Annotated in this window: 19 protein-coding genes; 7 read left to right on the top strand and 12 right to left on the bottom strand. The window is 41.0% G+C overall.

What is annotated here, in order from left to right; translation table 11 throughout:
- The first annotated feature begins 667 nt into the window (after positions 1-667).
- The 5 genes from QX565_RS20375 to QX565_RS20355 all read left to right on the top strand — a co-directional run bounded on the left by QX565_RS20375 (position 668) and on the right by QX565_RS20355 (position 6,365).
- Positions 668-3,076: an LruC domain-containing protein gene (locus tag QX565_RS20375; protein ID WP_289294184.1), complete on the top strand. Its 2,409-nt coding sequence runs from the start codon at positions 668-670 to the stop codon at positions 3,074-3,076.
- 199 nt (positions 3,077-3,275) lie between these two features.
- Positions 3,276-3,641, top strand: coding sequence for a response regulator (locus tag QX565_RS20370; protein ID WP_044095214.1), 366 nt, complete (start codon positions 3,276-3,278; stop codon positions 3,639-3,641).
- 8 nt (positions 3,642-3,649) lie between these two features.
- Positions 3,650-4,807 (top strand): sugar transferase, encoded by a 1,158-nt coding sequence (locus tag QX565_RS20365; protein WP_289294181.1) that lies wholly within the window; start codon positions 3,650-3,652, stop codon positions 4,805-4,807.
- Between the two features lie 14 nt (positions 4,808-4,821).
- On the top strand, positions 4,822-5,715 hold the full coding sequence (locus tag QX565_RS20360) for a hypothetical protein (RefSeq protein ID WP_289294179.1): 894 nt from the start codon (positions 4,822-4,824) through the stop codon (positions 5,713-5,715).
- A gap of 23 nt (positions 5,716-5,738) precedes the next feature.
- A complete protein-coding gene (locus QX565_RS20355; protein WP_221649039.1) occupies positions 5,739-6,365 on the top strand; it encodes an acyltransferase in 627 nt (208 codons plus the stop codon).
- A 245-nt stretch (positions 6,366-6,610) separates the two neighbouring features.
- Here the strand turns inward: QX565_RS20355 and QX565_RS20350 are convergent, their stop codons facing one another.
- From QX565_RS20350 to QX565_RS20340, 3 genes are all read right to left on the bottom strand, one after another.
- The gene (locus QX565_RS20350) at positions 6,611-6,874 is read right to left on the bottom strand and encodes a YtxH domain-containing protein (RefSeq protein WP_221649040.1); all 264 of its coding nucleotides are present in this window, start codon (positions 6,872-6,874) and stop codon (positions 6,611-6,613) included.
- 51 nt (positions 6,875-6,925) lie between these two features.
- Positions 6,926-7,174 carry a GlsB/YeaQ/YmgE family stress response membrane protein gene (locus QX565_RS20345; protein WP_002560852.1) on the bottom strand — a complete coding sequence of 83 codons (249 nt, stop codon included), beginning with the start codon at positions 7,172-7,174 and terminating at the stop codon, positions 6,926-6,928.
- A gap of 167 nt (positions 7,175-7,341) precedes the next feature.
- Positions 7,342-8,961 carry an ABC-F family ATP-binding cassette domain-containing protein gene (locus QX565_RS20340; protein ID WP_289294177.1) on the bottom strand — a complete coding sequence of 540 codons (1,620 nt, stop codon included), beginning with the start codon at positions 8,959-8,961 and terminating at the stop codon, positions 7,342-7,344.
- A 257-nt stretch (positions 8,962-9,218) separates the two neighbouring features.
- Between QX565_RS20340 and QX565_RS20335 the strand changes: the two genes are divergently transcribed.
- Positions 9,219-9,797 (top strand): nucleotide exchange factor GrpE, encoded by a 579-nt coding sequence (locus tag QX565_RS20335; RefSeq protein ID WP_085929647.1) that lies wholly within the window; start codon positions 9,219-9,221, stop codon positions 9,795-9,797.
- Between the two features lie 7 nt (positions 9,798-9,804).
- Positions 9,805-10,977, top strand: a complete 1,173-nt coding sequence (gene dnaJ, locus QX565_RS20330; RefSeq protein ID WP_221649042.1) for a molecular chaperone DnaJ — start codon at positions 9,805-9,807, stop codon at positions 10,975-10,977.
- A gap of 371 nt (positions 10,978-11,348) precedes the next feature.
- On the opposite strand, the gene QX565_RS20325 is transcribed toward dnaJ, so the two are convergent.
- The 9 genes from QX565_RS20325 to QX565_RS20285 form a co-directional block, all read right to left on the bottom strand.
- Positions 11,349-11,732, bottom strand: a complete 384-nt coding sequence (locus QX565_RS20325; protein WP_025867928.1) for a hypothetical protein — start codon at positions 11,730-11,732, stop codon at positions 11,349-11,351.
- A 3-nt stretch (positions 11,733-11,735) separates the two neighbouring features.
- Entirely contained in the window at positions 11,736-12,080 is a 345-nt protein-coding gene (locus QX565_RS20320) for a hypothetical protein (RefSeq protein ID WP_289294174.1), read from the bottom strand.
- Positions 12,081-12,091: 11 nt separating this feature from the next.
- On the bottom strand, positions 12,092-12,421 hold the full coding sequence (locus QX565_RS20315; protein ID WP_289294172.1) for a hypothetical protein: 330 nt from the start codon (positions 12,419-12,421) through the stop codon (positions 12,092-12,094).
- 736 nt (positions 12,422-13,157) lie between these two features.
- Positions 13,158-13,619 carry a hypothetical protein gene (locus QX565_RS20310; protein WP_289294170.1) on the bottom strand — a complete coding sequence of 154 codons (462 nt, stop codon included), beginning with the start codon at positions 13,617-13,619 and terminating at the stop codon, positions 13,158-13,160.
- A gap of 13 nt (positions 13,620-13,632) precedes the next feature.
- On the bottom strand, positions 13,633-16,953 hold the full coding sequence (locus QX565_RS20305) for a DUF6443 domain-containing protein (protein ID WP_289294168.1): 3,321 nt from the start codon (positions 16,951-16,953) through the stop codon (positions 13,633-13,635).
- Positions 16,950-20,261, bottom strand: a complete 3,312-nt coding sequence (locus QX565_RS20300) for a hypothetical protein (protein WP_289294167.1) — start codon at positions 20,259-20,261, stop codon at positions 16,950-16,952. Before QX565_RS20300 ends, QX565_RS20305 begins: the two co-directional genes overlap by 4 nt.
- Positions 20,262-20,285: 24 nt before the next feature.
- Positions 20,286-21,431, bottom strand: a complete 1,146-nt coding sequence (locus QX565_RS20295; protein WP_289294166.1) for a hypothetical protein — start codon at positions 21,429-21,431, stop codon at positions 20,286-20,288.
- 260 nt (positions 21,432-21,691) lie between these two features.
- A complete protein-coding gene (locus tag QX565_RS20290) occupies positions 21,692-23,326 on the bottom strand; it encodes a RagB/SusD family nutrient uptake outer membrane protein (RefSeq protein ID WP_025867924.1) in 1,635 nt (544 codons plus the stop codon).
- A 12-nt stretch (positions 23,327-23,338) separates the two neighbouring features.
- Entirely contained in the window at positions 23,339-26,083 is a 2,745-nt protein-coding gene (locus QX565_RS20285; RefSeq protein WP_289294163.1) for a SusC/RagA family TonB-linked outer membrane protein, read from the bottom strand.
- Between the last annotated feature and the right edge of the window lie 157 nt (positions 26,084-26,240).

Below are 26,240 nucleotides of genomic sequence, written 5' to 3'. Positions count from 1 at the left end.
TCCCTAACTCCGAAGTTTTCAATCAACCGATATAGAGTCCCAGGGAATATTTTCGGTATTTAGCTAAAAATCAGGCATTAGTCCTAAATAATAAATAATAGATTACAGATGAATATTTTTATCCTGTTGGGTTCCAATACACAATCATTAATCTTCTTGAATAGTAACCGGAGCAGAGAAAACACAGTTCTTAATAGTAAAAATTCAATAAATATATCTATTATCAACTAAAAATATTTTTCTATATACTTACCTTGATCCTCCCCAAATACAGACATCTCAATCATATATTGAAAGAAGAAACAGTCAAAATAAGCATCATGATAACAATAACCTGTTACTGTAATCCATGACTCCTCTGCTTGTAAAGAAAATCCAATAATAAACAATGAACAGAATATACAACTTTTATTACAACCATCTTTTACAACACACAAACAAGCACAGCATATACCACTGATAAACAGAGAAATAAAAGTTATTGAAAGAGCAACAAAAGAAAGTTGCAATATCCATCCAATAATATCTAAAAAGATGTTAACAAGCAAAACTTTATCTCCCCTAACAGGTTGTTATCATACAATAAATAGATATCTTTGTGATAAATAGTAAAGGCTATTTGTTGTTATAGCAAATTACAGTAGACAAAATAAGCAATATTTAATGTATGAAAATTAACTTCCGGGAATCACTGGCAGCTACATTTATAGTAAGTGGAGTTGTTTTTAGCAGTTGTGTAGATAGCGATAAGAACTTCTATGATCCCAATTACCGTGCTCAAAATCCAATGGGTAACATAAGTGCTCCTAATGGCTTTGACTGGTTATTATTCTCTTCGATAAACCTCAATGTGAAGGTTAACGACACTTTTAACGGACAATATCATTATACAGTAGAAGTGTTCGACAACAATCCTGTAATATCTCCGGATGCAACCCTCCTGACCAAAGGATTTGCCAAATTGGGTCAGGACTTCACTACCGAATTGCCCGTATCCAATTCGATTCCGCTGCTTTACATTCGCCAGACTGCTCCGGATGGATTGGCATCAATCCGTGCGTACAGCACAGAGAACGGTGTCGTTAATTGTGATTTCAGTACTCCGGTGACTACACAAGCTACCAGAAGCATGAGCACACGGGCATCCACGACAATGACAGCACCAGACAGTGAAGATAAAAGTATATTCCCCGAAGCATCACCCACAAATGAAATATTCGATCAAAACAACTTTAAAGCCAACGGCAGTTATAAAGTTACTGCAAAGACAACCAAAATAAATATTTGGGCGTCAGGGGTTAGTTTGTATGTTACCGAAAACATAACGCTGAGCGAAGAAATATACCTTGCTGCCAATTGCAAACTATTCATACTGCCCAATGTGACTGTAACAATGCCACAATCAAAGAATAATGGCCAAAGCAACTGTCTGATTTCAGTAGGTAAAGGGGCAACATTAAAGATAGAAAACGATATGCAACTGGATAGTAACTATAAGTTGTATAACCAGGGTACTCTCACCGCCCGTAATGTCACTTATGCCAACAATTCTTTCATCTATAATGGAGAAAAGGGTATTATAAATATCTCCGGTAAACTGACCGGCACGAACGGAAACTCTAACATGCTGAATGAAGGAGAAGCGACTGCCACCGATATAGCTATCACAGGTGATAGTCATATAAAGAATATCAATAAAGTAACCGTATCCCAACTGACTAACCTCAACTGTACAAACGGCTCATGGGAAAATGAAGGTGAATGGACTACCACGAACATGCACATAGAAGGCTGGAATGATTATAGCCTCAACAAATGCAAACTAATCGTCAATCAGTTATTAGATCTGCACGAAGCTAAAATCATAAATGACGCCGGTGCATTTATTAAGACCAGCAACCTGTATATGGACAATACATTAATAGAATTGGGTGCCAAGTCTATGTTTGTCGTAGAAGAGCAGGCCGAATACAATTATCATACCACTGCCAGAGGATTCAAGGGTACAGGTAGCGAGAAAGCGCTTCTTAAAATAAAAAAAGCAATTGCTACAAATCCCAACAATAATGATATCATTCACTATTCCGGTAATATGCAGATTGTATGTAACGAGCATCCCGAAGCAATGAGAGATCCGTGGAATACCCGCTGGACAATGACAGGTGGTGCCGAATGGGCAAGTGAATCCACCAATCCTGTAGAAATCGCCAAAACAGAATGTAGTGAAGGTTCCGTTACCAATCCGCTTCCTCCGACTGAACCGGAATTCCCAATTATTGTAGAAACAGCCAATAAATACACGCTGCTATTTGAAGACCAATGGCCTCTCTACGGTGACTATGACATGAATGACATTGTAATACAGCTCAAAGGTTTGAAGTATGAACTTGACAGTAAAAACAAAACGAGCAAAGTAACATTCACTGCTACCCTTCGTGCCGTAGGAGCAACCAAAGCTATCGCTGCCGCTGTAATGTTAGACAAAGTACCGGCAAGCAGTATAAGCAGCATTGTATACAAAGCCCATAAACCTACCACATTCAATCTTCAAAACAGTGGAGTTGAAGCAGGTCAGAGCCAAGCTGTGATACCTCTCTTTGACGATGCACACAAATTGATGGGAAAGAATACAAGAGAGTTCATCAATACCCAGTCTGGCAGTGACAATAATGTAAGCAACAGTGATCTTCCCGAAATAGAAATCACTGTGAACCTGACCAATCGCATAGAAGAAAGTGCCTTCAACATCAACAACATGAATTTCTTCATCATCACCGACAGAGCTCAGCAGAGAAAAGAAATTCATATGCCGGGACATCAGCCAAGCAATTTGGCCAACACTCAACTGTTCGGAGGAAATGATGATGGTTCATCGGGCACGAAGTACTACATAAGCAAAGAGAATCTTGCCTGGGGTATTATCATACCGCAGTCGTTCAAATGGCCTCTGGAATATCGCAATATCAAAGATGTATACAAAGAATTTGAAGGTTGGGTAACCAGTGGTGGTACAGAAAACGGAAAATGGTATAACACCTTCGACAACGACGGCACCTTCCAGAACAATAAGAATTAAAAATAAAGTAAAAGCCGGAAAACAAGAGAATCCGGCTTTTATTTTACACGGGAAACAGACTTTATTTGAAAACAGAAAATAACTTTATCGTAAAAGAACACAGTTATAAAAATATTATATATATTTGCACGGCTTGAGACAAGAAAGGCATCAATCACGTATCAACAAAGCAAGCAAAGTAAAAAGTTTTATTATAGACATGAGAAAAAAAATATTGCTCATTGATGACAAGGCATCCATCGCAAAAGTAGTTTCCATCTATTTGGGAAAAGATTACGATTTCACCTATCATGAAAATCCTATTAAAGCCATTGAGTGGCTGAATGAAGGGAACGTTCCGGATCTTATTATCTCGGACATCCGTATGCCGGAAATGATGGGAGATGAATTCTTGCTTTACATGAAACGAAATGAGTTATTCAAATCCATACCTATTATTATGCTTTCAAGCGAAGAAAGCACAACAGAAAGAATCAGGCTTCTGGAAGAGGGAGCAGCCGATTACATCCTAAAACCATTCAATCCTCTTGAACTTAAAGTCCGTATTAAAAAAATTATAGACTAAGTCTTTCTATGCTACATCTTATCTATATCGGAAGATACGAAAAAACGATTAAACGCTTTTCCAAACTCCCCAAAGGGGAATTTTACAATGTAGCTACATGTGATAAGGCTATCAAAATAATAGATAAGATACGGGAGAAGTTTGATATAATCATATTATACGAACAGACTAATACACAGACAGATATCAAAGATATTGAGTCTTTGCGGAAAAAGTATCCCGGTATCTATATGGTATTAGTGATGGATTCACTTACACAACAAGAAAGTCTGCAATATCTGAAAGCCGGTATCAACAACACCATACCGTTTGAAAGCCCTCAGGATGCAATAGACAGCCTGATAAGCTTTCAGAAACGCAGAAAGCAACAAAAGATAAAAGACCTGCAAAAAAGAGGAGAAAATATACAAACATTCAGACTTCCTCTCTGGAAAAGATATTTCGATATACTCTTTTCGGGCACTGCACTGTTAGGTTTGTCTCCCTTACTCATTATCACTGCGATAGCTATCCGCCTGGAGAGCAAAGGAGCCATTATCTATAAATCAAAACGCGTAGGAAGCAACTATGAGATATTTGATTTCCTGAAATTTCGTTCCATGTATACGAATGCCGACAAGCATCTGAAAGACTTCAACTCCCTGAATCAATATCAAGCCGAAGAAGAGACAACCGAAGATATCATCTGGGGAGAAATGCCCGAGCTTAGTGAAAATGAAGACGGGATAGTACTAATCTCTGATGACTTTGTCATTTCAGAAGAAGCGTATATCAACAAAAGAAGCCACGAACAGGAGAATGCATTTGTCAAACTCGAAAACGATCCACGCATCACGCGGGTAGGACGTTTCATTCGTAAATACAGCATTGACGAATTGCCTCAACTTATCAATATATTGAAAGGAGACATGTCAATAGTAGGTAACCGCCCCTTGCCACTGTACGAAGCTGAGTTATTAACCAGCGACGAATACATCGACCGCTTTATGGCTCCGGCCGGATTGACAGGACTTTGGCAGGTAGAAAAGCGTGGAGATTCAGGAAAGATGTCGGCAGATGAGCGTAAACAGTTGGATATAAAATATGCCAAAACATTCTCTTTTTGGATAGACATGAGAATTATCCTGAAAACTGTTACTGCATTTATACAAAAAGAAAACGTATAATATATACAGCTTATATGGCAGACACTCTTTTCTATACTGCAGACAGCATATTCTTTCTCTGCATTGCGATAGCCGGCATCTATCTATTTGTTTTTGCTTTAGCAGCATTATTCAGAAGATCAGAGAAATATCCGGCTACCGGGAATATGCATCGTTTTATACTTCTGGTTCCTCCGGGAACAGAAATCTGTAAACAAAAGTATCCGGAAGAGTTATATACCCTGCTCACTTACGAAAATCTGTATCAGAGTATAAAAGAACTGGATGAGTCGCTATACGACATAGCTATCATTCTGGGAGAAACAACCAATGTATCTCCGTGCCTGCTAAAAGAAATCAATAACGCATACGGATCGGGGACAATGGCTATGCAACTACACCACATCATTGAATGCCGTCCTACCCGAAAGATTCGCTGGAAAGCAATCCATGAAGAAATCCGAAATTCAATATTCAGGCAAGGACATGTCCAGGCAGGACTTTCTTCGGCACTCGAAAAAACGGACATTGCCATAGACTTCAAATGGCTGAAACAAAACCTGAGAAGTCCGAAGAGCAATCTGGAAAGCAGATTATTACAACAGAACATCTATATAGAATATATGGACCACATCCATGTATATAGTAACACTCCTCGTCCCCGCCCCTATTCTATGTCAAAGCAAAAGGCCGTTTCAAAGCTTCCTGTAGTACTAATGGAAGGTAACTGGGATTATGCAGACAAATTATTCCGACAGCTTTTGCCTTCATGGGGAATCCTTCTTCTTGTCAGCAGCATCTGGTGCATCATAGCTACCTGTTATGACTGGAGAGCTTCTTTGAGTTGGTGGTTCCTGCTGTTCGCCCTGTTATTTACTCTCTGCCTGGCTATCCCCGATTATCTGGTAGAGAAGAAGAAAAAGAAGTAACCTCCCAAACCCAACAAACATATATGGACATCAGAAAGCTAAAACATAACATTAAGCAACACCCGGGCTTAAAACATGCCGTACACAGATTCATTATGCATCCGGTAAAAACACGCCCCAACTGGTGGATACGTCTGTTTTATTTTGCATATTTGAAACGGGGGAAAGGTTCGGTTATTTATCGTAGCGTACGCAAAGATCTTCCACCGTTCCGTAGCTTTTCACTCGGCAAATACTCAGTTGTGGAAGATTTCTCGTGTCTCAACAATGCCGTGGGAGATTTGATTATCGGAGATTATACCCGCGTGGGATTAGGAAATACGATCATAGGTCCTGTACAGATAGGCAATCATGTAAACCTGGCACAGAATGTGACTGTAACCGGATTAAACCACAATTATGCGAATGCCGAAAAGCCGATTGATGAACAAGGAGTAAGTACTGCCCCTGTGACAATAGAAGACGACGTGTGGGTAGGTGCCAATGCAGTCATTCTACCCGGAGTGACACTTGGAAAACATTGTGTTGTAGCTGCCGGGAGCGTTGTAAGCCGTTCTGTTCCGGCTTATACAATATGTGCCGGAAGCCCTGCACGTATCATCAAACGCTATGATCCGGCAAGCAAAGAATGGAAAAAAGAGGTCAAGTAACTATATATAGTGAGAAATACTACGTAATATACCTTATTTAAGGGATTGTGGCTATGGGGTAAACACCCTATCTTTGCAGTATCAGAATTTAATTAATTAGTCATAATTTTATTACGTAGCCACATTTAAGTAAAATGAAACAGTGTCCTGTCGAAGTGATTTCGCCAGGATTTTGTTTTTTATATACAAAAAAAATCCCCGAACAAAACAGTGTCCGGGGAGAACATATATATAAAAAGGTAGGCTTATTGGCCTACCTCACTTAGTTTTTCCTTTACCTCATTGGCCTTATCCGCTACTTTACCTGCAACCTTAGCACCTGTTTTCACAGCTTTTACTTTTGCATCTTCCATTGCAGCTTCGGCATCTGCCTCAATCTCATGAAGGGCATTAAACACATCATTTTTCAGTTTCTTAGCTTTCGCTGTGCGCGAAAAGTGATAAACCAACGCACCAATGGCAGAACCTAATCCAAGACCTACCAGAAATTTAGCATTTCCACATTCCATAATCAAATAATTTTATGTTAGTTAATAAAATAAATACATTGCAAAGGTAACTTACTGTCGCGAATGACTAAACAAAGATGCAATCCACAGAAACAGAACAGCACCTACAACAGAAGTTATCAAACTACCGATAATACCCGTTGCCGCCAATCCAAGTAAAGCAAAGACCCAGCCCCCGAGTACACCGCCAATAATTCCTAAAACAAGATTGACCAGCAGCCCAAAGCCACCTCCTCTTGTTATTTTACCAGCCACATAGCCGGCAATAATTCCTATCAGAATATACCAGATAAAATTCATAATATTCTCTTTTTGTATTGTTTATACAAGGAACGTATCTCCTCTGTGAAAAGTTCGCAAACAGAAGAGGGAATTAACGAGAATTTAGGAAAGGTATGATTATGAAAAAAGGCAGTATAGAAATAAATTCCTATACTGCCTGCGTCTAATATAAAAAGGATCTTTTTTTATTTATCGCCGTACATCTTAGCTCTCAACTCCTTAATATGATCGGAAGTAATATATTCATCATATTCCATCATCTTGTCAATGATGCCGTTCGGAGTCAGTTCGATCACACGATTTGCCACAGTCTGAATAAATTCGTGGTCATGTGAAGAGAACAGGATATTACCTTTATATGTTTTCAGGTTGTTATTGAATGCCTGAATAGATTCCAGATCGAGGTGATTAGTCGGCGTATCTAAGATCAGACAGTTTGCATTGCGAAGCTGCATACGCGCAATCATACAACGCATCTTTTCACCACCCGAAAGTACACTTACCTTTTTCAAAACTTCTTCTCCAGAGAAAAGCATACGTCCCAGGAATCCTTTCATATATACTTCATTCCCTTCACCATACTGCCCCAGCCAATCTACCAGATTGAGGTCAGTGTTAAAGAACTCCGTATTATCCAACGGCAAATAAGCGGTAGTAATCGTCACTCCCCAATTGAAGTGTCCGGCATCCGGCTTCATATTGCCATTGATTATTTCAAAGAAAGCCGTCATGGCGCGTGGATTGCGTGAGATAAACACGATCTTATCTCCCTTCTCAACGTTAAAGTTCACGTCATTGAACAGCACTACGCCCTCTTCGGTCTTCTTACTCAAACCTGAAACCTCAAGAATCTGATTGCCCGGTTCACGTTCGGGTGTGAAGATAATGCCCGGATACTTACGTGAAGAAGGTTTAATCTCTTCTACATTCAGTTTCTCCAACATCTTTTTACGGCTAGTAGTCTGCTTGCTCTTAGCTACATTGGCGCTGAACCGGCGGATAAATTCTTCCAGTTCTTTCTTCTTCTCCTCAGCCTTTGCTTTCTGGTTCTGTTGCTGACGGAGAGCCAACTGACTGGATTCATACCAGAAACTGTAGTTACCGGCAAACATATTGATTTTTCCGTAGTCGATATCAACCGTGTGTGTACATACTGAGTCAAGGAAGTGACGGTCATGGCTCACCACCAATACGGTATGTTCAAAGTTTGACAGATATTCTTCAAGCCATGTCACTGTCTCCATATCGAGGTCATTGGTAGGCTCGTCCAGTAGCAAGTTGTCCGGATTACCATAAAGTGCTTGCGCCAACATCACACGTACCTTCTCTTTACCACTCAGCTCACCCATCAACACATAATGTTTGTTTTCTTTAACTCCCAAGCCACTGAGCAACATGGCAGCATCACTCTCGGCATTCCAGCCGTCAAGCTCAGCAAATTTCTCTTCCAGCTCGGAAACCTTCAACCCGTCTTCATCGGTAAAGTCTTCCTTGGCATACAACTCTTCGCGTTGCTTCATGATGTCCCACAACACAGTATGTCCCATCATCACAGTATCCATTACCGTGAAAGCATCCCACTTAAAGTGGTCCTGGCTCAACACTGACAGACGTTCGCCCGGACCTAATGTTATATTTCCGGTAGTCGGATCAAGATCGCCATAAATTGTGCGAAGGAAAGTGGACTTACCTGCACCATTGGCACCAATAATACCATAACAATTCCCACTTGTAAACTTCAAATTTACATCATTAAACAATACTCTTTTACCAAACTGTACCGAAACGTTTGAAACTGTAATCATCTTTTATATTTACGATTTTAACTATTTACAATTTACGATTGAAATGTCTGTAATTCACAAACAGGTTGCAAAGATAGACATTTTTAATGAATTACATGCTATGCAGCATGTGTCAATCTGACAGAAAAGCATTACCTTTGCAGCGTTTTTTGACATGTTTAGCAGATTGGCAGAGTTTTTGCTGGGAGGCAGTTACATTGTAACGTCCTATTGACATGAAATTGAATCCATTTATTAAGAACAAAAAAGATAAAGATATGAATCCTAAAGAAAAAGAAACAGCTAAAGAACAAGAGTTGAACGCTGAAAACCTTGCAGACGAACAGTTGCAGGATACAGAAAATACGGAGGAAGCAGCTCCCCTGACCAAAGAAGAAGAGCTGGAAAAGCAGTTGAAAGAAGCTGATGCAACCATTGAAGATCAGAAAGATAAATATCTGCGCCTCTCTGCCGAATTCGACAATTACCGTAAACGTACGGTAAAAGAAAAAGCTGAACTGATCTTGAATGGAGGTGAAAAGAGCCTGAGTAGTATCCTGCCTGTGGTTGACGATCTGGAACGCGCTATCCAAATGATGGATAAAGCAACAGACGTAGCAGCCGTTAAAGAAGGTGTGGAACTTATCTATAACAAATTCATTTCTGTATTAGGACAAAATGGCGTAAAAGTAATCGAAACCAAAGATAAGCCTCTGGATACAGATTACCACGAAGCCATCGCAGTGATTCCCGCACCGTCTGAAAAACAGAAAGGAAAAATTCTGGATTGTGTACAGACCGGATACACACTGAACGATAAAGTACTGCGCCACGCCAAAGTGGTAGTTGGAGAATAAAATATATATGGAAAAGAGAGACTACTATGAAGTGCTGGAGGTATCGAAAACCGCAACAGCAGAAGAAATAAAAAAAGCGTATCGTAAAAAAGCCATTCAGTATCACCCGGACAAGAACCCGGGCGACAAGGAGGCGGAAGAAAAGTTTAAAGAAGCAGCCGAAGCATATGACGTGCTGAGCAACGAGGACAAACGTGCCCGTTATGATCAGTTCGGTCATGCAGGTATGGGTGGTGCTGCCGGAAATGGTGGTCCGTTTGGCGGCTTCGGTGGAGGTATGTCTATGGACGATATTTTCTCCATGTTCGGCGATATCTTCGGAGGTCGCGGAGGCGGCGGTTTCGGAGGCTTCAGTGGTTTTGGAGGCGGAGGCAGTCAGCAACAGAGACGCTATCGTGGCTCTGATCTTCGTGTGAAAGTAAAACTGACGCTGAAAGAAATCTCTACCGGAGTAGAAAAGAAGTTCAAGCTGAAAAAGTATGTGCCTTGTACGCACTGTCATGGAACGGGTGCAGAAGGTAACGGTGGTTCTGAGACTTGTCCGACCTGTAAAGGTAGCGGATCGGTAATTCGTAACCAACAGACTATTTTGGGTACGATGCAGACCCGCACCACCTGCCCCACTTGTAATGGTGAAGGTAAAATCATTAAGAACAAGTGTAAGGAGTGTAGCGGTGACGGTATCGTATACGGAGAAGAAGTGGTAACCGTTAAGATTCCGGCCGGCGTAGCAGAAGGCATGCAACTCTCCATGAGTGGAAAAGGTAATGCCGGAAAACATAACGGTGTACCGGGTGATTTACTCATCCTGGTTGAAGAAGAGCCACACGAAAGCCTGCTCCGTGATGAAAATGATTTGGTATACAACTTACTTCTCAGTTTCCCGGCAGCAGCCTTGGGAGGAGCTGTTGAGATACCTACCATCGACGGAAAGGTAAAAGTAAAGATTGATGCGGGTACACAGCCGGGTAAAGTGCTTCGTTTGCGTGGCAAAGGCTTACCAAGTGTTAATGGATATGGTACAGGAGATTTACTGGTAAATGTAAGTGTCTACGTGCCCGAAGCATTAACAAAAGAAGAAAAGAGTACACTTGAAAAACTGGATACTTCTGATAATTTCAAGCCCAATACTTCTGTGAAGGAAAAGATTTTTAAGAAGTTCAAGAGCTTCTTTGATTAAGCACATTAGTGTTTGTTTCATATTATTCAAACGCAGGCTAATGCAAATTTTCATATAATTCATTTTACTGTAGAGTATAGGATTTGTTTATGAAAATTAGCGTTATCCTGCGTTTTTTATCTTCCTCAAAGAACTATCAAATCCTATTATGACAAAGTGGTTCTTTCACCCCAAACATATTGATTATCAATCATTAAAAAAGTACGTACTTTATTAGTCCAAACTATGCATTTTAACAGAGAGTTAAAAACGTAATTAACGTGCAATTAAATACGTATTTCTATAAATAAGAATTACTACTTTTCTATCTAAGAATATTATTATTGTAAAGTAATCATTTTCTATTTCTACATCAAATTTATAGTGCAATACTATTTTAATCGATAATATTTTACATAAGCAATAATAACAAGAAGTATAAGTGATATTTCTCGAATGCCAGTCATTAGAGAGAATAATAATGCTCTTTCTACTTCTGAATAAATTTCAATTAATTCTTTTGAATAATTTAAATATGCAGATAGTAAATTAATGAAAAGTATCAAAGGGATAATCCAGAACCGTATATAAGGAAGTTTCTTTACGCGAAAGCATGTTACTAATAAAGTAAATGCAACAATTGCCAATAAAGACGGAGCTATATAAATATTATGAACAAAATTCACAATTATTTCATACCCGATTAACTCAGTAAATCCCAAAATTGATCTTATTATAAAGAACAATATTATTCCATAACAAATATCTTTCTTCATCTTTCAAATTTTATAATATTGATTCAGACCATACATAGAAATCAATTCCTTACCCGTATATTTATCTGGTTGAAGATCATAGTTCGTGCTACGAAAGATCAATCCGGACGGGTAATACTCTAAACTCTGGACTACATTGCCTGTCGCAGCATCGCAAACCTGGCGGACACTACCCAAATGATCGCAAACATACGCATAAGATTTAAGAGAATCCAAATTGCCGGATGTTTTATTTACACATAATTGCAAATAACCATCCTGAATATCTATCCGTTCCGCAACATCACCTTTGTAGTGCATTTCTCCATTACGCCACTCTTTAGTTTCTACAAAAGGATCGGTACTCATACCAACAGATATCAACCCTGTTTCAAGTTGATATTATGAATATATCTATCATAACAATTTTGTATTTCTTCTTCAACATAGGATCGTGCTTCATCAATATTTAAAACTTGCTCACCCTGGATAAATATAATAATAGAAAAAAAATCGATAAAAGCACCGTCTTTATGCCAGTAGTTCACCTCTATCTCTGAGAAATAAGTAGCTTCACTCCCTGTTCTACTAACAAAAGAGAAATCACTATAAACAGAAAATTTCTTAAATTTTCCTCTCCACTCTTGTAACAACTCATTAGTTACTTTTAGAATAGATTCTTCTATTACAATACGCTCTGATTGTTTCATTTTTTCTCTATTTTAGGATATTTGACCCATTCATCTGGGAATTGTCTCATCGTGGCCTTTTCTCCCTGAGGACGGTTTTGAGGAACAAAATCTTGATGTTGATGAATTACATTCCCATTTTTATCATTCACCTGATGTGTTTTTGATATTGTACTCCTTGTGAATCTTTTTCTATTATATGTTTTGATGTGGCACCATCGCGGCCTTTCCCTTTCCTCTGTACAGTGAATTCTGTTACCCCATTGTCTGAAGAGATATCACTCCCTTCTACTTCGTTTTGAGAAAACTCGCCTATCTTGTGACATCAAACTCACAACAGTTTTTCCTGCCACTGCAGCTCCATGCACTATCAATCGAACTCCTGCTGCTGTAACAGGAACTGTTATTGGTGATGCCGTTCCTACTGACCCTACAGTTGCTACAGTACCTCCTCCTGCCGTACCACCTCCAATCGCAGCCTCTATTACCCCATCCCTATACTAATAACATCCCCATCACGACCTACATTATATCATTAGCATTCGATATCAAGTTGTTAACAGGCTCATTAGAAACTCTCAAAAATAAATTTCCCCAAATAGAAGAGCCAAAATCTAACAAAAATCCCAAAGGTCTTTTCCATCCGGATCCACATACCTCATCGGATTCCCTGCGCAGTATCCATACGGACTTAGATCATAATGTTTCTCGCACAACGGATCCCGGGTTGTAAAATGAGGGATCTTATTAAAAGAAACTACTCCTTCTTTGGTCTGCTACTCTTGTATTCTCCTCTTGTATAGACTCCAATCCATTTATCCATGTCGGCATACTTATATATCAGAAAAATAAACAAAAAGAAAAAACCGGTAATGCACATATCTATTTTAGTACTTTTTAATTTTAATTCTTTCTTTCCAATATAACTCAAGCAAGGTATTTGTTTATTATAATACACATTGTTTTCATAAAAATCACGAGCAGCAATTTTTGATATATAAATAGACTGCTTTGATTCATAGTTTTTTTTATCTACAGTGTATTTATAGATGATCGTTTTAGTTTCTGTGATAGAATCTATTTCAACACGCGTTTCAAGATACTCCGGCTTAACATATTCAAAAATATCACCAAAACCATTGTATGCTATATATTGTAAAAAAGCAAGTAAAAAACCTCCTCCTAAAAACAAAAAACCAATACTAAACACTAACTTCATAAAAAGTTTCATTTTAACGCCCTCCATTTTTTAAATTTTCTTCTACTAATTTTGTTGAAACTTCAGTTACTACTGATGTCACAGCTTCCACTTTTATCATTGATTTTGTTGTATTAGCGACTACAGTACCCATCCCTTGTGTTATGCCATTTACGGCTGTATTTACAGTTCCTTGAGTGGCACCTTGTTCAGTTAATATAGTAGCCGTTGTTGTTATGTTTTTGGACATAGTTCCTTGAATAACTTGTGCAGATGAAGTAGCTGCTTTTCCCATTACCCCTAACAATCCACCACTTAAACCATTTATAGCCCCACTTATGGCTCCACCTTTAGCCTTATCTGCAAAATTATTCGTCGAAACATTACTTACTGCTTGAGAAAGAGTATTATCTTTTCTTATTGCTGATACTACCTGTCCCGTAACATCTCCCGCAATTGCCCCTGTAGCTCCACCAACTGTTCCTGCAGCAGCACCTACTCCAATTACGACTAAAGCTCCACCTCCTGTAGCAACCGTAGCTGCAACAGCCAGATCTACAGCCGCACCGGTTATAGCGCCAGCTACCATTCCTTCCGCAGCCCCTGCCCAAACATCCGTACCATTTTTATGGGCTTCATATGCACCTTTTAGTCCTCCAAAAACCGTTCCTATGGCAGTTCCAATAAATCGTCCATCCGGATCCACATATATCATCGGATTCCCCGCACAGTATCCATACGGACTTAGATCATAATATTTCTCGCACAACGGATCCCGGGTTGTAAAATGAGGGATCTGAAACTCTTGCATGCGTGCCTTTGAATAATATTGATTCAGACCATGCATGGAAATCAACTCCTTGCCCGTATACTTATCAGGTTGAAGATCATAGTTCGTGCTACGAAAGATCAATCCGGACGGGTAATACTCTAAACTCTGGACTACATTGCCTGTCACAGCATCGCAAACCTGGCGGACACTACCCAAATGATCGCAAACATACGCATAAGATTTAAGAGAATCCAAATTACCGGATGTTTTATTTACACATAATTGCAAATAACCATCCTGAATATCTATCCGTTCCGCAACATCACCTTTGTAATACATTTCTCCATTACGCCACTCTTTAGTTTCTACAAAAGGATCGGTACTATTGGTTATCTTATCCAAGGGTACGGAGAGCGGAGTGGTATAAGTACGGGAAATACTGCCCAACTTGATACCACTTGACAGATAATAATTTACGATACGGTTGCCATCACCAAATTGTACCGTATCCGGTAGATTAAGAATATTATAGCGTACTGCCACAATATTCTTATCAAGATTAGCAGTTTCATTGCCATTACCATCATAATAATACTCTTGTTCACTATCAGCAAGATCGGGATAAATGGCGAAATCATAAGTGCCATGAAAACTTTTGTTGTCATCGGTCACCTTCAATAGCTGATTACCCCGATAATGAATATCCAGACCATTTACAGTTCCTGCTTCCTCCAAACGATATAAAGATGTGATATTACCCATCTTATCATAACTATAGAACTCATCATTCTTTAAACGGCTACCACTCATCCCATACATCATACCTGAAGTCAAACGATTGAATTCGTCATAATCAAAATGATAAAAATAAGAACGGCCATCCTGACTAATAGAGATATCGGCTATATTACCATTGTAGCAACGAGAGAGTTGATAGGGCAACATAGAATTCCCATAATAAAGAGTTTCATTAAACCGGCTCGTACTGATAATATTATATAGAGTCCCATCATTCTGGTAATTATACATCACTGCAACTTTATCACCCTGCAATTGCTTTTCAATAACACGTCCATAAGAGTCATAATTAAATGTACGCAAAGGAGAAGTATGCCGAGTCGCTCCATATCCTAAAGCATAGGTACTGCTTTTTTCACGTTCGGCATGGTCATAGATATAATTCGATTTCAAAGAGTAACGATTGTCATAATGCGATTCACTCTGTATCAATGCTCCCTGAAAGTTGTAATTATAATCTGTAGACAGGCTGTTGCCGGATAATGTTTCTTTTGAAGACTGAGTAAGTAACCGCGCTTTATCATCATACCGACTGACTGTATACCGCCCTTTATCCGGAAGATTCAATACAGATTCAAACACCCCTGTCTGCAATCCTTTTGCAGAAACGGAAGTGGAAATGTCGACAGAGGGCCACTCTGCGGTAAGTTCTGTAAAATCATAGGTATCATAATACCGAACACAAATGAATGTATATCCTCCCTGCCCCAGCTTCACATTGTCGGAATAACCCATGCATGAACCGGAAGCGCCCCTGTAATTTTCGCGTATCAGTACATCCCGGTAGAGTGCTGCCAGTTCTTCACGGCTACGGCTATCTTTGACCGTCCCCTCTACAACGGCCCGCCCAAGCCCGTCATATTTAATGAAACTCCATTCACCTTTTACTCTCCTGTTAGCATCTTGTATCAGAATCGGGCGATGATCTCCATCATATACTGTATAGATCCAGTCTGCACCCGGATATTTCACTTCCACACACTGGTTATCATCATCATAGATATAAAAATAGGCATATAAATCAAGATAATTCCCTTCAGACAGACTTTGATTGTTGAAAGAGGTGTATCCGTCTACAGCAGCAGGGGGAAGAACACAACAAAGACGATCATAATTATCGTATACAGAATAAGTATCATGATATCCGTCTTCTCCTATTTGACGCTTCAACACTGTACGTTCGTCATTATCCACAAAAAGCAAAGTTTGATGGCCATCCTCATCCGTTTCCCAGGTAACCTGATAGGCCCCTGTCGCTGCTATACGTTTTTCAAGTGTAGTGGGCCCTTGCATTCTGAATTCAAAAGCATTCAACTCCGGTATAGCAGAAGTACTCAGCCGATACTTATAAGTAACATTTTTACCACCTAAATGAAGCCCCGAAACTTCTCGCAGCTGCCCTCCGATAACAGGTTCATAACAATAATCATGAGACCATGCACTACCTGAAGACTCAAAATTTGCATGAGAAACAAAAGCCCCGTTATTACCGGAAAAAGGAAACGGAAGATACTCTTGTGATTTCTGACCAACCGTATTATAAACGATATAGTTTGCCAAATCCCCTTTATCAGGACTAATCCCTTTCTGAAGCTTTTGAATTAACCGGCCGGCAGAATCATAATACTCAATAGTAGTGAGGGAGTTGTTTTCATTAACTGCTGACAACTCCTGAACCGGCTCACGCAAAATGTGAGAAGTGATACTATTCTCCTGAGCGCAAATGCGTACTCCAACATGGACAAGCAGCAAGCAAAGACTATATATAATTAATGTGCGTTTCATTTTTCAGTAGCCATTTTAAGGTGATTTGTTTGAATGATGTTATGGTCATTATCCCGTATACAGTTCAGGCGTCCCATATCATCATATCCATAATAAGTGGTGATACCCCGTCCATCTGTCTTTGAAGTGATGCCCACTGACGGACGATAAGTCATTATAATAACTTCCGCACGTGGAAGTTTAGTGCGAAGGGCATGCAAAGCCTGCCACTGTGCCTGAGTCGGTTCATCGGAACGCCCGATAACGTCAACATCAATTCCTTGCGCTTTTACCTCTTCTATAGTCGCATTAAAAATTTGTGCAATAGGATATTGTGACTTATATCCCCACACATAAACAGCCGTCTGCCCCATCCGGCTTTGTATAGAGGTGCAATTACTCTGAGGGTCATAGTCTGCATAGGTAGTTTCCGCTTTTCCAAACAAGCTCATATCGCCATATAAAGAAAAAGGTTCTTCCTTACCAAATGGTTGATAATAAATATAATCGGCTTCCGGAACAAACTGACTATTCTTATTATTCTTCTTGTATGTATGGAGTGTTTTCCGAACTAATCGATTTTGTGCCCCTTTACGAAAATTCTCTTCAACAGGTGTACAGACTAAATTCTTCTCACACATCTCTTTATAAGGTGAACGGTCTTTAAAATCAACAGAATAAAATATCTCATGAGTTTCATTCAGATTCCGTTCTGTTACTTTTTTAGTTATAGTCCGAGGCTGGAAGTTGGTTGTGTTGTATAGATAACTATTCATCGAATTACGAACAACCGGAGTAGTTCCGTGAATATCAATAATTGAATCATACTGATGAGATAAAGCACAGAATGTGATCGGAATATGATACTTCGAAATAACAAAGAGATTACCCGGATCCTCCCGAAGGGCCTTTAGTCTCATGACCTCCCGTTCCAGATAAGCATAGTAAGTTGCTTTCGTCATTCTTTCATTTTCATAGATACAATGCCGACGCAATTTACCATTTTTAAAAATAAACTCTCCCGGAAATCCGGGAACTGCTCCCTCCCTCTCTTTCTTGTTATAATAATAAAAGTCTTCCCGCAATGTATCTGTCAATACACTGACCTGGCTATAACCAACCGCTACTCCGGCTGTTGGACTTTCCATTGGATTAACAGAACCGGAAGAGCGGTTCAATACAATCGTACTACCAGCCACATAATAATGATCGGGATAGGCAGATGCGGCATCATAGCAAAGAGAGACTTCACGGACAGCGTATAAAGGGTTACGTATCTGAATGCCAGAACTTTTCCAATTATCATTCATATATTGGTATTTCCGGAGAGTTGACGGTGACTTGATCTGAGCTATACGAACTCCACCGGCAAGAGGCAACCCTTTATAATAAGGAACCTTATATAACTTTAGGGTTGCCGTTTCTTCCACAACAGTAGTATTTGACTGCATGTCAAAAGTGTAAATGCCTTCTGTCAGGTAAACTTTACGCCCCCGGATTGACCGGTCATCCCAATTTATATCTTTTGCTGTATGCCTGCGATCACGAAAGCCAAAAATAATAGTTCCCTTCTCTTCCTCTGCGTGAAATTCATTACCGGCATACATGAAATCATAATCCACATATCCGTCAAACGGCATATAAAACCGGCTGGTTTTCAAATGCTCACTGGCAGGCTTTACAAACCGTAATGTTTCCTTCCAGGTACCTTCATCAGACAAAGGTATTTTTACTTTTTCTCCATCAATGGCTTTTGGTTCGTAAGTGAACTCAGTACGCCCACCCTCGGGTGTTTCAAAGGCCGTTAACATGCAAGAAGTTACATAATCGGGCAGTGTGCCGCGATTGGCACCAGGCAAATGAGTTCCTTTTGGAATAATGATATTATGTGCAAAACCCTCATAATCCCGATCCGTAATTATCGAAGGATAAAGGCAATTGTTCTTTATACCGTTGTAATATCCCCAATGATCACAGGAAAAACTATTCTTACGAGGAAGAAGATGGGTTGTGTCATACTCCATGCGATACATAACACTACGTGCCTCTGTCCCGGTTACAGTTATAGAATCCAGTCTCAGCCGAAGCGACAGGTAATTCTTGCACGAATCTGATGAAGTAAAATAGGAGGTATGAAAGTAGTACTTACTCAAAGGCTGAGGTTCTTTATCTGAGCCACAAATTTTAATCTCCTGCAATGCACGAGCTGGGAAATGATTACCCCAATCAGCGTTATGTTTATAATAATACAAAGAACGTACATCTTCTCTTTTATCTTGGCTTGCAACAAAATCAATATGCCCGTTTTTCCAGCTAATACGCCTCAGACGAGGATATTCTACAGTCAGGTCAGCAGAGTAAGTAGCCTTGGGAGTAAATGTATCATACGGAAGTTTCTTTCCATCTTGTGCCAATATTGTATATATATGTTGCGATACACTCACCGGAGACACATAAGCATTCAACTCTTCATCATATTCAAAAGTTATCCGGTCGCCATTTGGATAGTAGATATCTTTCAGATACCAAGCCGTCACATGATTATCTGCCGGATTACTGGGATCTATATCACCTTGTTCAAAATTACCTTCAATACTTGACATACTGGCATTCGACTCTGTATATGAACGAGAATATTTTATCTCCGGTTGCACGAAACAGTAACTGGTGCCATCAGGAACAGTTACTCGAAATCCGATAAAAGTAGTCGTTCCTTGTAGTTCAATCTCCTCGATCTTCAGATTATCTTCCGGATTAGAATAGATAAACCCGCTTCCCGGATTCTCCTGTTGCAGTTTATGCCCTCCCAATTTACAATAAAAACGGCCTGTATATCCACCAAAGTTATAATAAAATACATCCGGTTCGGCATCCCGCGATAATCTGGGGAAAATAAAAGCAGTACCATATTCATAAGACATTCTTATATACTCCGAATCTACCGAACCATCCACTACATCAGGAATATCCGTCTCATTATAATAATATCCGGTACCAAGATCATCTTTCCCCCGGATTGTACGTGTTATCACACCGCCGGCATTCAAGCACCAGCCCAATCCCACCCAAGTAGCTTCTTGTGCAACCCGGATACCCGAAGCGTGGTAACTAAGATTTATCGGAAAGCTATAAGGCCCTGTTTCAATCGTATGAATAGGAATATTGATGGAAGGAGTTCCGGTATACAGAGATACCGGATAGTCAACATATTGCGCTAATGCACACGAATTGGGAGAAGGAGTAATATCTTTAAATAACGATTGCCCTTTTTGTGCTCCCAAAAGACAACAGTACAAAAGTGCAGAAATAAATATTGTTATTATCTTCATACATAATTAGTTTTAAGGTCACTATTACATTATTTTTCGGGACTCTTGCTTTCCATTTACAATAGTACTAAGAATAAACTCTTTGTCTCCGCTCTGCGAAACATCTATTTTCTCAGAATACCCCCCCGCAGAAACTATGTGAGGAGACTGATAGTGGATAACAATACCCGAAACTGTAGTAAGAATCACCTCCAACTGTACCGGTTCATTCATTTGATAGTTCAGTGTCAATTGTTTCCCGGGAACCAACGTATAATCCAACAGAAAAGGCCTGTACCCAGGTCCTGATACGGAAGGATTGTTTTCCGAATCCTGTCCGGGAGTTTTTTCTGCAACGACCGCTAACTGTTCACGAATAGCACGGTTTTCCGGATCATCTTTCAGATATTGCTGTTCTGTAAGGGGATAATAAAAGGAGGTATTGAAGTGTTTGTGTAAAATACCGGACTTATATATAGAATTTTCAAAGGTTTCGAATACCGGATAACGATAGCCGGGAGCATACCACTGGCAATGGACAACATGCCAGGTAGCAGGGTCTCGTTGCAACCATACCTGTATAGTATCGGATAAATGAGGAATACTGTCAATACAGGGAGTAGAATGCCTATTGGCATAGTAGGTCTGCCCTATATACTGATCACGACGAACACGAAGAACTTGCCGCAAAGTATCCGTACCGGGAAGTAGCAAACACCCTAATCCATCGGCCACAACGGAAGAAAAACCGTAGGAAGAGATGCCTAAAGAATGGCTATAACTCCCTTCACCATAGAAATAAGAGCCGATAGAATCGCCATAGGCAAATGGATAGCGCAGGGCAATCATCGGGAACCTGTTGTTTACCCGGGCATTGGCATTCTCATAGCCTATAAGAAGCAACGAATCAGTGGAAAGCCGGTACTTGTATTGTGTACGGGATTCTGATAGACAAAGTACAGAATCAATCTTACCGGTATAACCAACTCTATAGGTGTCATTATCTGCTTTTTGTGTACGGAAATCCCATACTATTCCTGAGCCTTTTGCTCCGGAAGTAGTATAGTCTTGTTGTATCTTATAAAGCACATCACCAGATCGGGGCTGTGAAGCCTCTTTTGATAACTGCTGAGCTAAGCAGCCTGGTGTTATCATAAAAAACAAAAGGAATAACAAAGTACAATTTTTCATATCTTCTATTAAGTTAAGTCAGTGCTCTTGTTACGAGTTCATTGAGAACAAAGGGAAAAAGGAAATTGTAAAATTACGAAAACAAAGCTAGCAAACAACTATTTATGCTTTTTTTTTACATTTTCGGCATATGTTTATTAACATCTTTTCTACCACCCAACAACGTTCTGTTGATATATACAGATAAAAAAACAGCTGCCTGTTAACATTAGAAAATGTACCGACAGGTAGCTATTCTTACTCCAGAATACGTTATATCCTTATTTATACCCCGGATTCTGAACCAGATTCGGATTCATACGCCTCACCTTATCCGGTATGGGGAATACCGTAGTATACCCACTCGCTTCGCCAGCCAACTGTGGCCGGCTGCTATACGGACGGGTGAATAATCCAAACCTCACAAGATCCTGTCGCCTCCAGCCTTCCCAGGCAAATTCCAGTTGGCGCTCATCAAGAAGGGTATTCAAGGTAGCTTCCCGGTAAGGAGCAGCCACACGGGAACGTACCCGGTTCAACTCTTCATCACCGTTCTCTCCGTTGCGGACTTTTGCTTCACTCTTCATCAGCAGCACGTCGGCATAGCGATAAAGCACAATATCATTCTCCATCAGTTTACCGTCTTTCGTGCCCGTATCATCTACTTCGTACTTCTTCATACGGGCTCCTGCTGTCTTCTCATAAGGCTCATTGGATATATCCAAAGCCACCTCCCAGGGTAGGTATTCAAGTATCGTACCGTCGTCCAGCCTCACGACGTTTCCTTTCAAGTCATAAACAATGCCGGCAAAGTAGCACTTGTCAAAACGGGGATCAACCTGAGGAGTGCCATAAGCAAAGGTTTTCAGAACCTCAATGGTGGCACTTGAACCATTCTCTCCACTCAAGCCATATGCCTTGGCATGGTTGTAGTGACGCGAACGGAAGAGATATTGCATCTGGTTGGTGTACAGGTTCTTATTCATCGGTATAATAAAGATATTCTCGGCCGATGATTCGTTGAATACGGCAAAGTTGGTGGTATAATCCTCTTCAAGCCGGTAACCGGACTTCGTGACAGAATCACAATAAGCCTCAACGGTCTGCCAGGCATTAAGCTCTTCACCACCTACATTAAAATAGATGTTTCTGCCATCCGGGCGTATGCCGTCCGTCCAGTCATTATCGGTATATACCTCTGCATTCAGAGCCAGTTTAGCCAAAAGGAAATGGGCAACGGGGCGGGTAATGTGTCCATAATAAGTACCGGGCAGATTGCTATGGGCAGTGCTCAGTTCGGGAGCCGACTGCTGTAACTCGCGTACAACAAAATCATAAACCTCCTGGCGGGTGGACTGTTTCACTTCTTTCACCGGCATAGAAGAAGACAATACCAACGGAACATTTCCAAACAAATCTACCAGATGATAGTAATACAGGGCACGTAATGCTCGCACCTCTGCTTCATAGGCCACTAACTCCCTGTCGTTGTGCGTCCCGGCATACTGCGCTATTCTTTCCAGCGATTTATTACTTAAACCTATCACTTTATACAAATATTCCCAGGTGGCTTGTATAGCATCATTATTGACACCCCAATTGTGCAGATAAAGCCCCTGCCAGAAACCACCATCATACCAGTCGCCACCCCGGGTGGGCATTATAGCCTCATCGGTAGTGAAGGTATTCAGATCGTAGATACCGCGTCCGGTGCCCTGCAAGCCCTGGCTGTCACTGTATCCGCCAATATTGTTGTACAATGAGGCGACTGCATTGAGATACAAGTCGGACAAGTTTTTATATGCTTCTTCCTCAAAGATGCGGTCTCTCGGTTTCTCACGTAAAAAGTCATCACAGGATAGTTGCGCCAGTGATAACAGCAGAAAACATGCTATATATATAAATGAACGTTTCATCGTAGCTCCTTTTTAAAAGTTAATACTCAAACCTACTGTATAAGTCCGCGCCAGCGGATAACCACGTTTATCATCTACTCCTAATGTAGAGTTGACGGTGGAACTATTGATCATCGGCGAAAGTCCGGAATAGCCGCTGATGGTAGCCAGGTTATTGACCGTAAATGCCAGACGAAGTGACCGGATATACTTCTGAGCCTTTGCTAACGGGACATTCCAGCCGATGGTAAGATAATCGAAGTTGACGTAATCTCCCTTTTCCAGCCAGTAATCGGTGGCGGTCTGATCTTTTATATTTCGCCGGGGGGCCTCTTCCATCACATTATAATCGGGGAAGATGTTCATATTCATATAAGTCAGCGAAGTGCCGTTGTAGACCTTGTGTCCGAAAGCTCCGTTGATCTGTACCGAAATATCAAAACGCTTGTAACGGAAACTGATGTTAGACCCCAGTAAAGTTTTGGGTACTGCCTGCCCTGCCACATAGCGGTCTTCACCGTCTTCAAGACTGATGCCTCCTCCGTTCAGATCGGCTATGCCATAGGTATATCCGCCATCGCCATCGGATACAAGCCCGTTGCTGTGCGGAAGATAAAAAACACCGAGCGGTTGTCCCACTATCTGATAGACGATGTGATTGTATCCTCCATGAAAGCCTGCACCGTCAAGGCTTGCCAGGCTTTTATACTCCGGTGCCGAGATATTCTCGCCATTATAGGTACCGCTCAAAGAGAGTAGTTTGTTGCGCTGAAAGGTAATATTGGCATTGATATTCAGTTCCATATCCGGCGTTTTGAGTGGAGTGATACCAATGGCTATCTCGGTACCGCTGTTACGCATGGAACCGATATTTGCCAGCAGCGTGTTGTAGGTAAAGGGAGGCACACTGACGTTATAAAGATAGAGCATATCGGTGGTCTTTGAGTTGTAGTAATTGACAGAGAGTAGCAGGCGGTTGCCAAACATCCCTAAGTCTGCCCCGGCATTAAACGTATGTTTCACCTCCCACTTCAAATCGGGGTTTATATTCTGCATCTCTCCCAAGGTAACTACTGCCGAATTGCCCACAGGCACTACCCCGTTGGGTCTCACCAATCCGAGGGTGGTGTATGAATCTATCCCGTTCTGATTTCCCGCCAATCCGTAACCTACACGTAGTTTCAGATTGTCAACCAGAGGGATACGCTTCATAAACTCCTCTTCACTCACCGCCCATGCTGCGGATACGGAAGGGAAAAAGCCCCACTTATGATTGCTCCCGAACTTGGAGGAAGCATCTGTACGGGCATTCACGGTAAGAATATAGCGGTCGGCATAGGTATAATTGAAGCGCCCCATGAAGGAAGCCAGATGTGGCTCTTCATAATAAGAATTCGTACCTTCCCAAAGGCGGATTGCACCTGCCTGAAGGTTGTCATATCCAAACTGGTCGGAACTAAAGTTTGTGACGGTGGTATAATATCCGGTATAGGTCTCCTTCTGAAGTTCGGCAAGTGCCAGCACATCAAAGAAGTGTTTCCGCCAGTTCTTTTTATAGCTCAGCATCAGGTTGCCAAGCAGAGACTCCATCTTCTTCGTCCCTTTGTATGCCTGCCCGTGTGCCCAGACCGATGTGGGGAGATACTGGGAGTTCTCTACAATATTGTAGGTGTATGCACCAAACATGACGAGCTTTAGATCATCCATCAGATTGAACGTCAACCGGGCATGTGTACTGATGTGAGAAGTAGCATCATGGTCTTTCACTTCCATCCATGCCAGCGGGTTGGTGATCTGGCTGGCACTTGTGATCTGATCCCACGAACCGGTTTCCGTATTCTTATGATTGGGAAAGGTGGGATTGAAAGTAGCCGCAGAGTAAAATGTCTTCTGGTAATCGAACAAGTTATGGTTCTTCTGCACGGAGCCGAACATGCCTAACTCGCAACGGATAAAGTTGCCAAAAATGTTCTGGCTCATATTCATGTTGGATGTAAAATTCTTCATATCCTGATTTTGTATCACCCCCTGCCGGTCTACATATCCCAGGGAGACACGGTAGCTGGAGGCATCGGAACCGCCATAAAAGGCGATATGATGATTCTGCTGAAATCCGGTTTGTTCTATTTCTTTCTGAAAATCGGTATTGTTTCCCAAATCCAGAATGGAAAGTCCCCGCTCACCGGCCACCTGCCGAAAGCCGTTTGCCGATAGCATGCTGAGATTCTTGTAAACGGAGGTTATACCGAAACTACCATTATAGCTGACGCGGGTTTTGCCGCTAATACCCTTTTTGGTAGTCACCTCTATGACACCGGAAGCCCCACGAGAACCGTACTGGGCAGTTTCGGAGGCATCTTTCAGGATAGTAAAACTTTCGATGTCAGTGGGATAAATGGAGGTAAGCATATTCAAATCGCCAAATACCCCGTCGACGATGATCAGCGGATCGTTGCCACTGGTCAAGGAGGTGGTACCCCGCAAGCGAACGGCATCCAGGGCGGCCTGCCCGTTTGTTCCCCGTTGTATGGTTAACCCCGGCACACGGCCACGGATTGCATCGAGAGGATTCGTGATCTGATCCCGGTTCATCTGTAACTCGGTGATCTTCTCAACGGAACCGGACAGATTTTTAATACTTCCGGTGGCATATCCTACGGTTATTAAAGAATCGAGCGGAACTAACCCGGACTTCTGGGCCACGACATCCGAAAAAAGAAACAGAGAAAAGAGGCATAGGAGAGAAAATCTCAAATGTGTAGTGTGGTGTTGCTTCATGTTATCTCTTTTTTTAAGGTATATATATCTTCAATATACATTTATAACAAAAAAAAGGATAGAGGGGTTCGTGAAGCAATGAATTTTATTCCGGCTTCCGGAATGTCACGGAACAGAGCCTATGAAATCAGTAACAAAAAGACGCTATATGAGCTGC

The sequence above is a fragment of the Bacteroides sp. 41_26 genome, from assembly GCF_949740115.1.
Taxonomy (GTDB): domain Bacteria; phylum Bacteroidota; class Bacteroidia; order Bacteroidales; family Bacteroidaceae; genus Bacteroides; species Bacteroides nordii.
The sequence above is the reverse complement of the archived record's forward strand: the minus strand, read 5'-3'. Positions and strand labels throughout refer to the sequence as shown.

Excerpts from the sequence above, each read along its gene's own strand:
- QX565_RS20375 (WP_289294184.1), top strand. The coding sequence starts at position 668 with ATGAAAATTAACTTCCGGGAATCACTGGCAGCTACATTTATAGTAAGT.
- QX565_RS20370 (WP_044095214.1), top strand. The coding sequence starts at position 3,276 with ATGAGAAAAAAAATATTGCTCATTGATGACAAGGCATCCATCGCAAAA.
- QX565_RS20365 (WP_289294181.1), top strand. The coding sequence starts at position 3,650 with ATGCTACATCTTATCTATATCGGAAGATACGAAAAAACGATTAAACGC.
- QX565_RS20360 (WP_289294179.1), top strand. The coding sequence starts at position 4,822 with ATGGCAGACACTCTTTTCTATACTGCAGACAGCATATTCTTTCTCTGC.
- QX565_RS20355 (WP_221649039.1), top strand. The coding sequence starts at position 5,739 with ATGGACATCAGAAAGCTAAAACATAACATTAAGCAACACCCGGGCTTA.
- QX565_RS20350 (WP_221649040.1), bottom strand. The coding sequence starts at position 6,874 with ATGGAATGTGGAAATGCTAAATTTCTGGTAGGTCTTGGATTAGGTTCT.
- QX565_RS20345 (WP_002560852.1), bottom strand. The coding sequence starts at position 7,174 with ATGAATTTTATCTGGTATATTCTGATAGGAATTATTGCCGGCTATGTG.
- QX565_RS20340 (WP_289294177.1), bottom strand. The coding sequence starts at position 8,961 with ATGATTACAGTTTCAAACGTTTCGGTACAGTTTGGTAAAAGAGTATTG.
- QX565_RS20335 (WP_085929647.1), top strand. The coding sequence starts at position 9,219 with ATGAATCCTAAAGAAAAAGAAACAGCTAAAGAACAAGAGTTGAACGCT.
- dnaJ (WP_221649042.1), top strand. The coding sequence starts at position 9,805 with ATGGAAAAGAGAGACTACTATGAAGTGCTGGAGGTATCGAAAACCGCA.
- QX565_RS20325 (WP_025867928.1), bottom strand. The coding sequence starts at position 11,732 with ATGAAGAAAGATATTTGTTATGGAATAATATTGTTCTTTATAATAAGA.
- QX565_RS20320 (WP_289294174.1), bottom strand. The coding sequence starts at position 12,080 with ATGAGTACCGATCCTTTTGTAGAAACTAAAGAGTGGCGTAATGGAGAA.
- QX565_RS20315 (WP_289294172.1), bottom strand. The coding sequence starts at position 12,421 with ATGAAACAATCAGAGCGTATTGTAATAGAAGAATCTATTCTAAAAGTA.
- QX565_RS20310 (WP_289294170.1), bottom strand. The coding sequence starts at position 13,619 with ATGAAGTTAGTGTTTAGTATTGGTTTTTTGTTTTTAGGAGGAGGTTTT.
- QX565_RS20305 (WP_289294168.1), bottom strand. The coding sequence starts at position 16,953 with ATGAAACGCACATTAATTATATATAGTCTTTGCTTGCTGCTTGTCCAT.
- QX565_RS20300 (WP_289294167.1), bottom strand. The coding sequence starts at position 20,261 with ATGAAGATAATAACAATATTTATTTCTGCACTTTTGTACTGTTGTCTT.
- QX565_RS20295 (WP_289294166.1), bottom strand. The coding sequence starts at position 21,431 with ATGAAAAATTGTACTTTGTTATTCCTTTTGTTTTTTATGATAACACCA.
- QX565_RS20290 (WP_025867924.1), bottom strand. The coding sequence starts at position 23,326 with ATGAAACGTTCATTTATATATATAGCATGTTTTCTGCTGTTATCACTG.
- QX565_RS20285 (WP_289294163.1), bottom strand. The coding sequence starts at position 26,083 with ATGAAGCAACACCACACTACACATTTGAGATTTTCTCTCCTATGCCTC.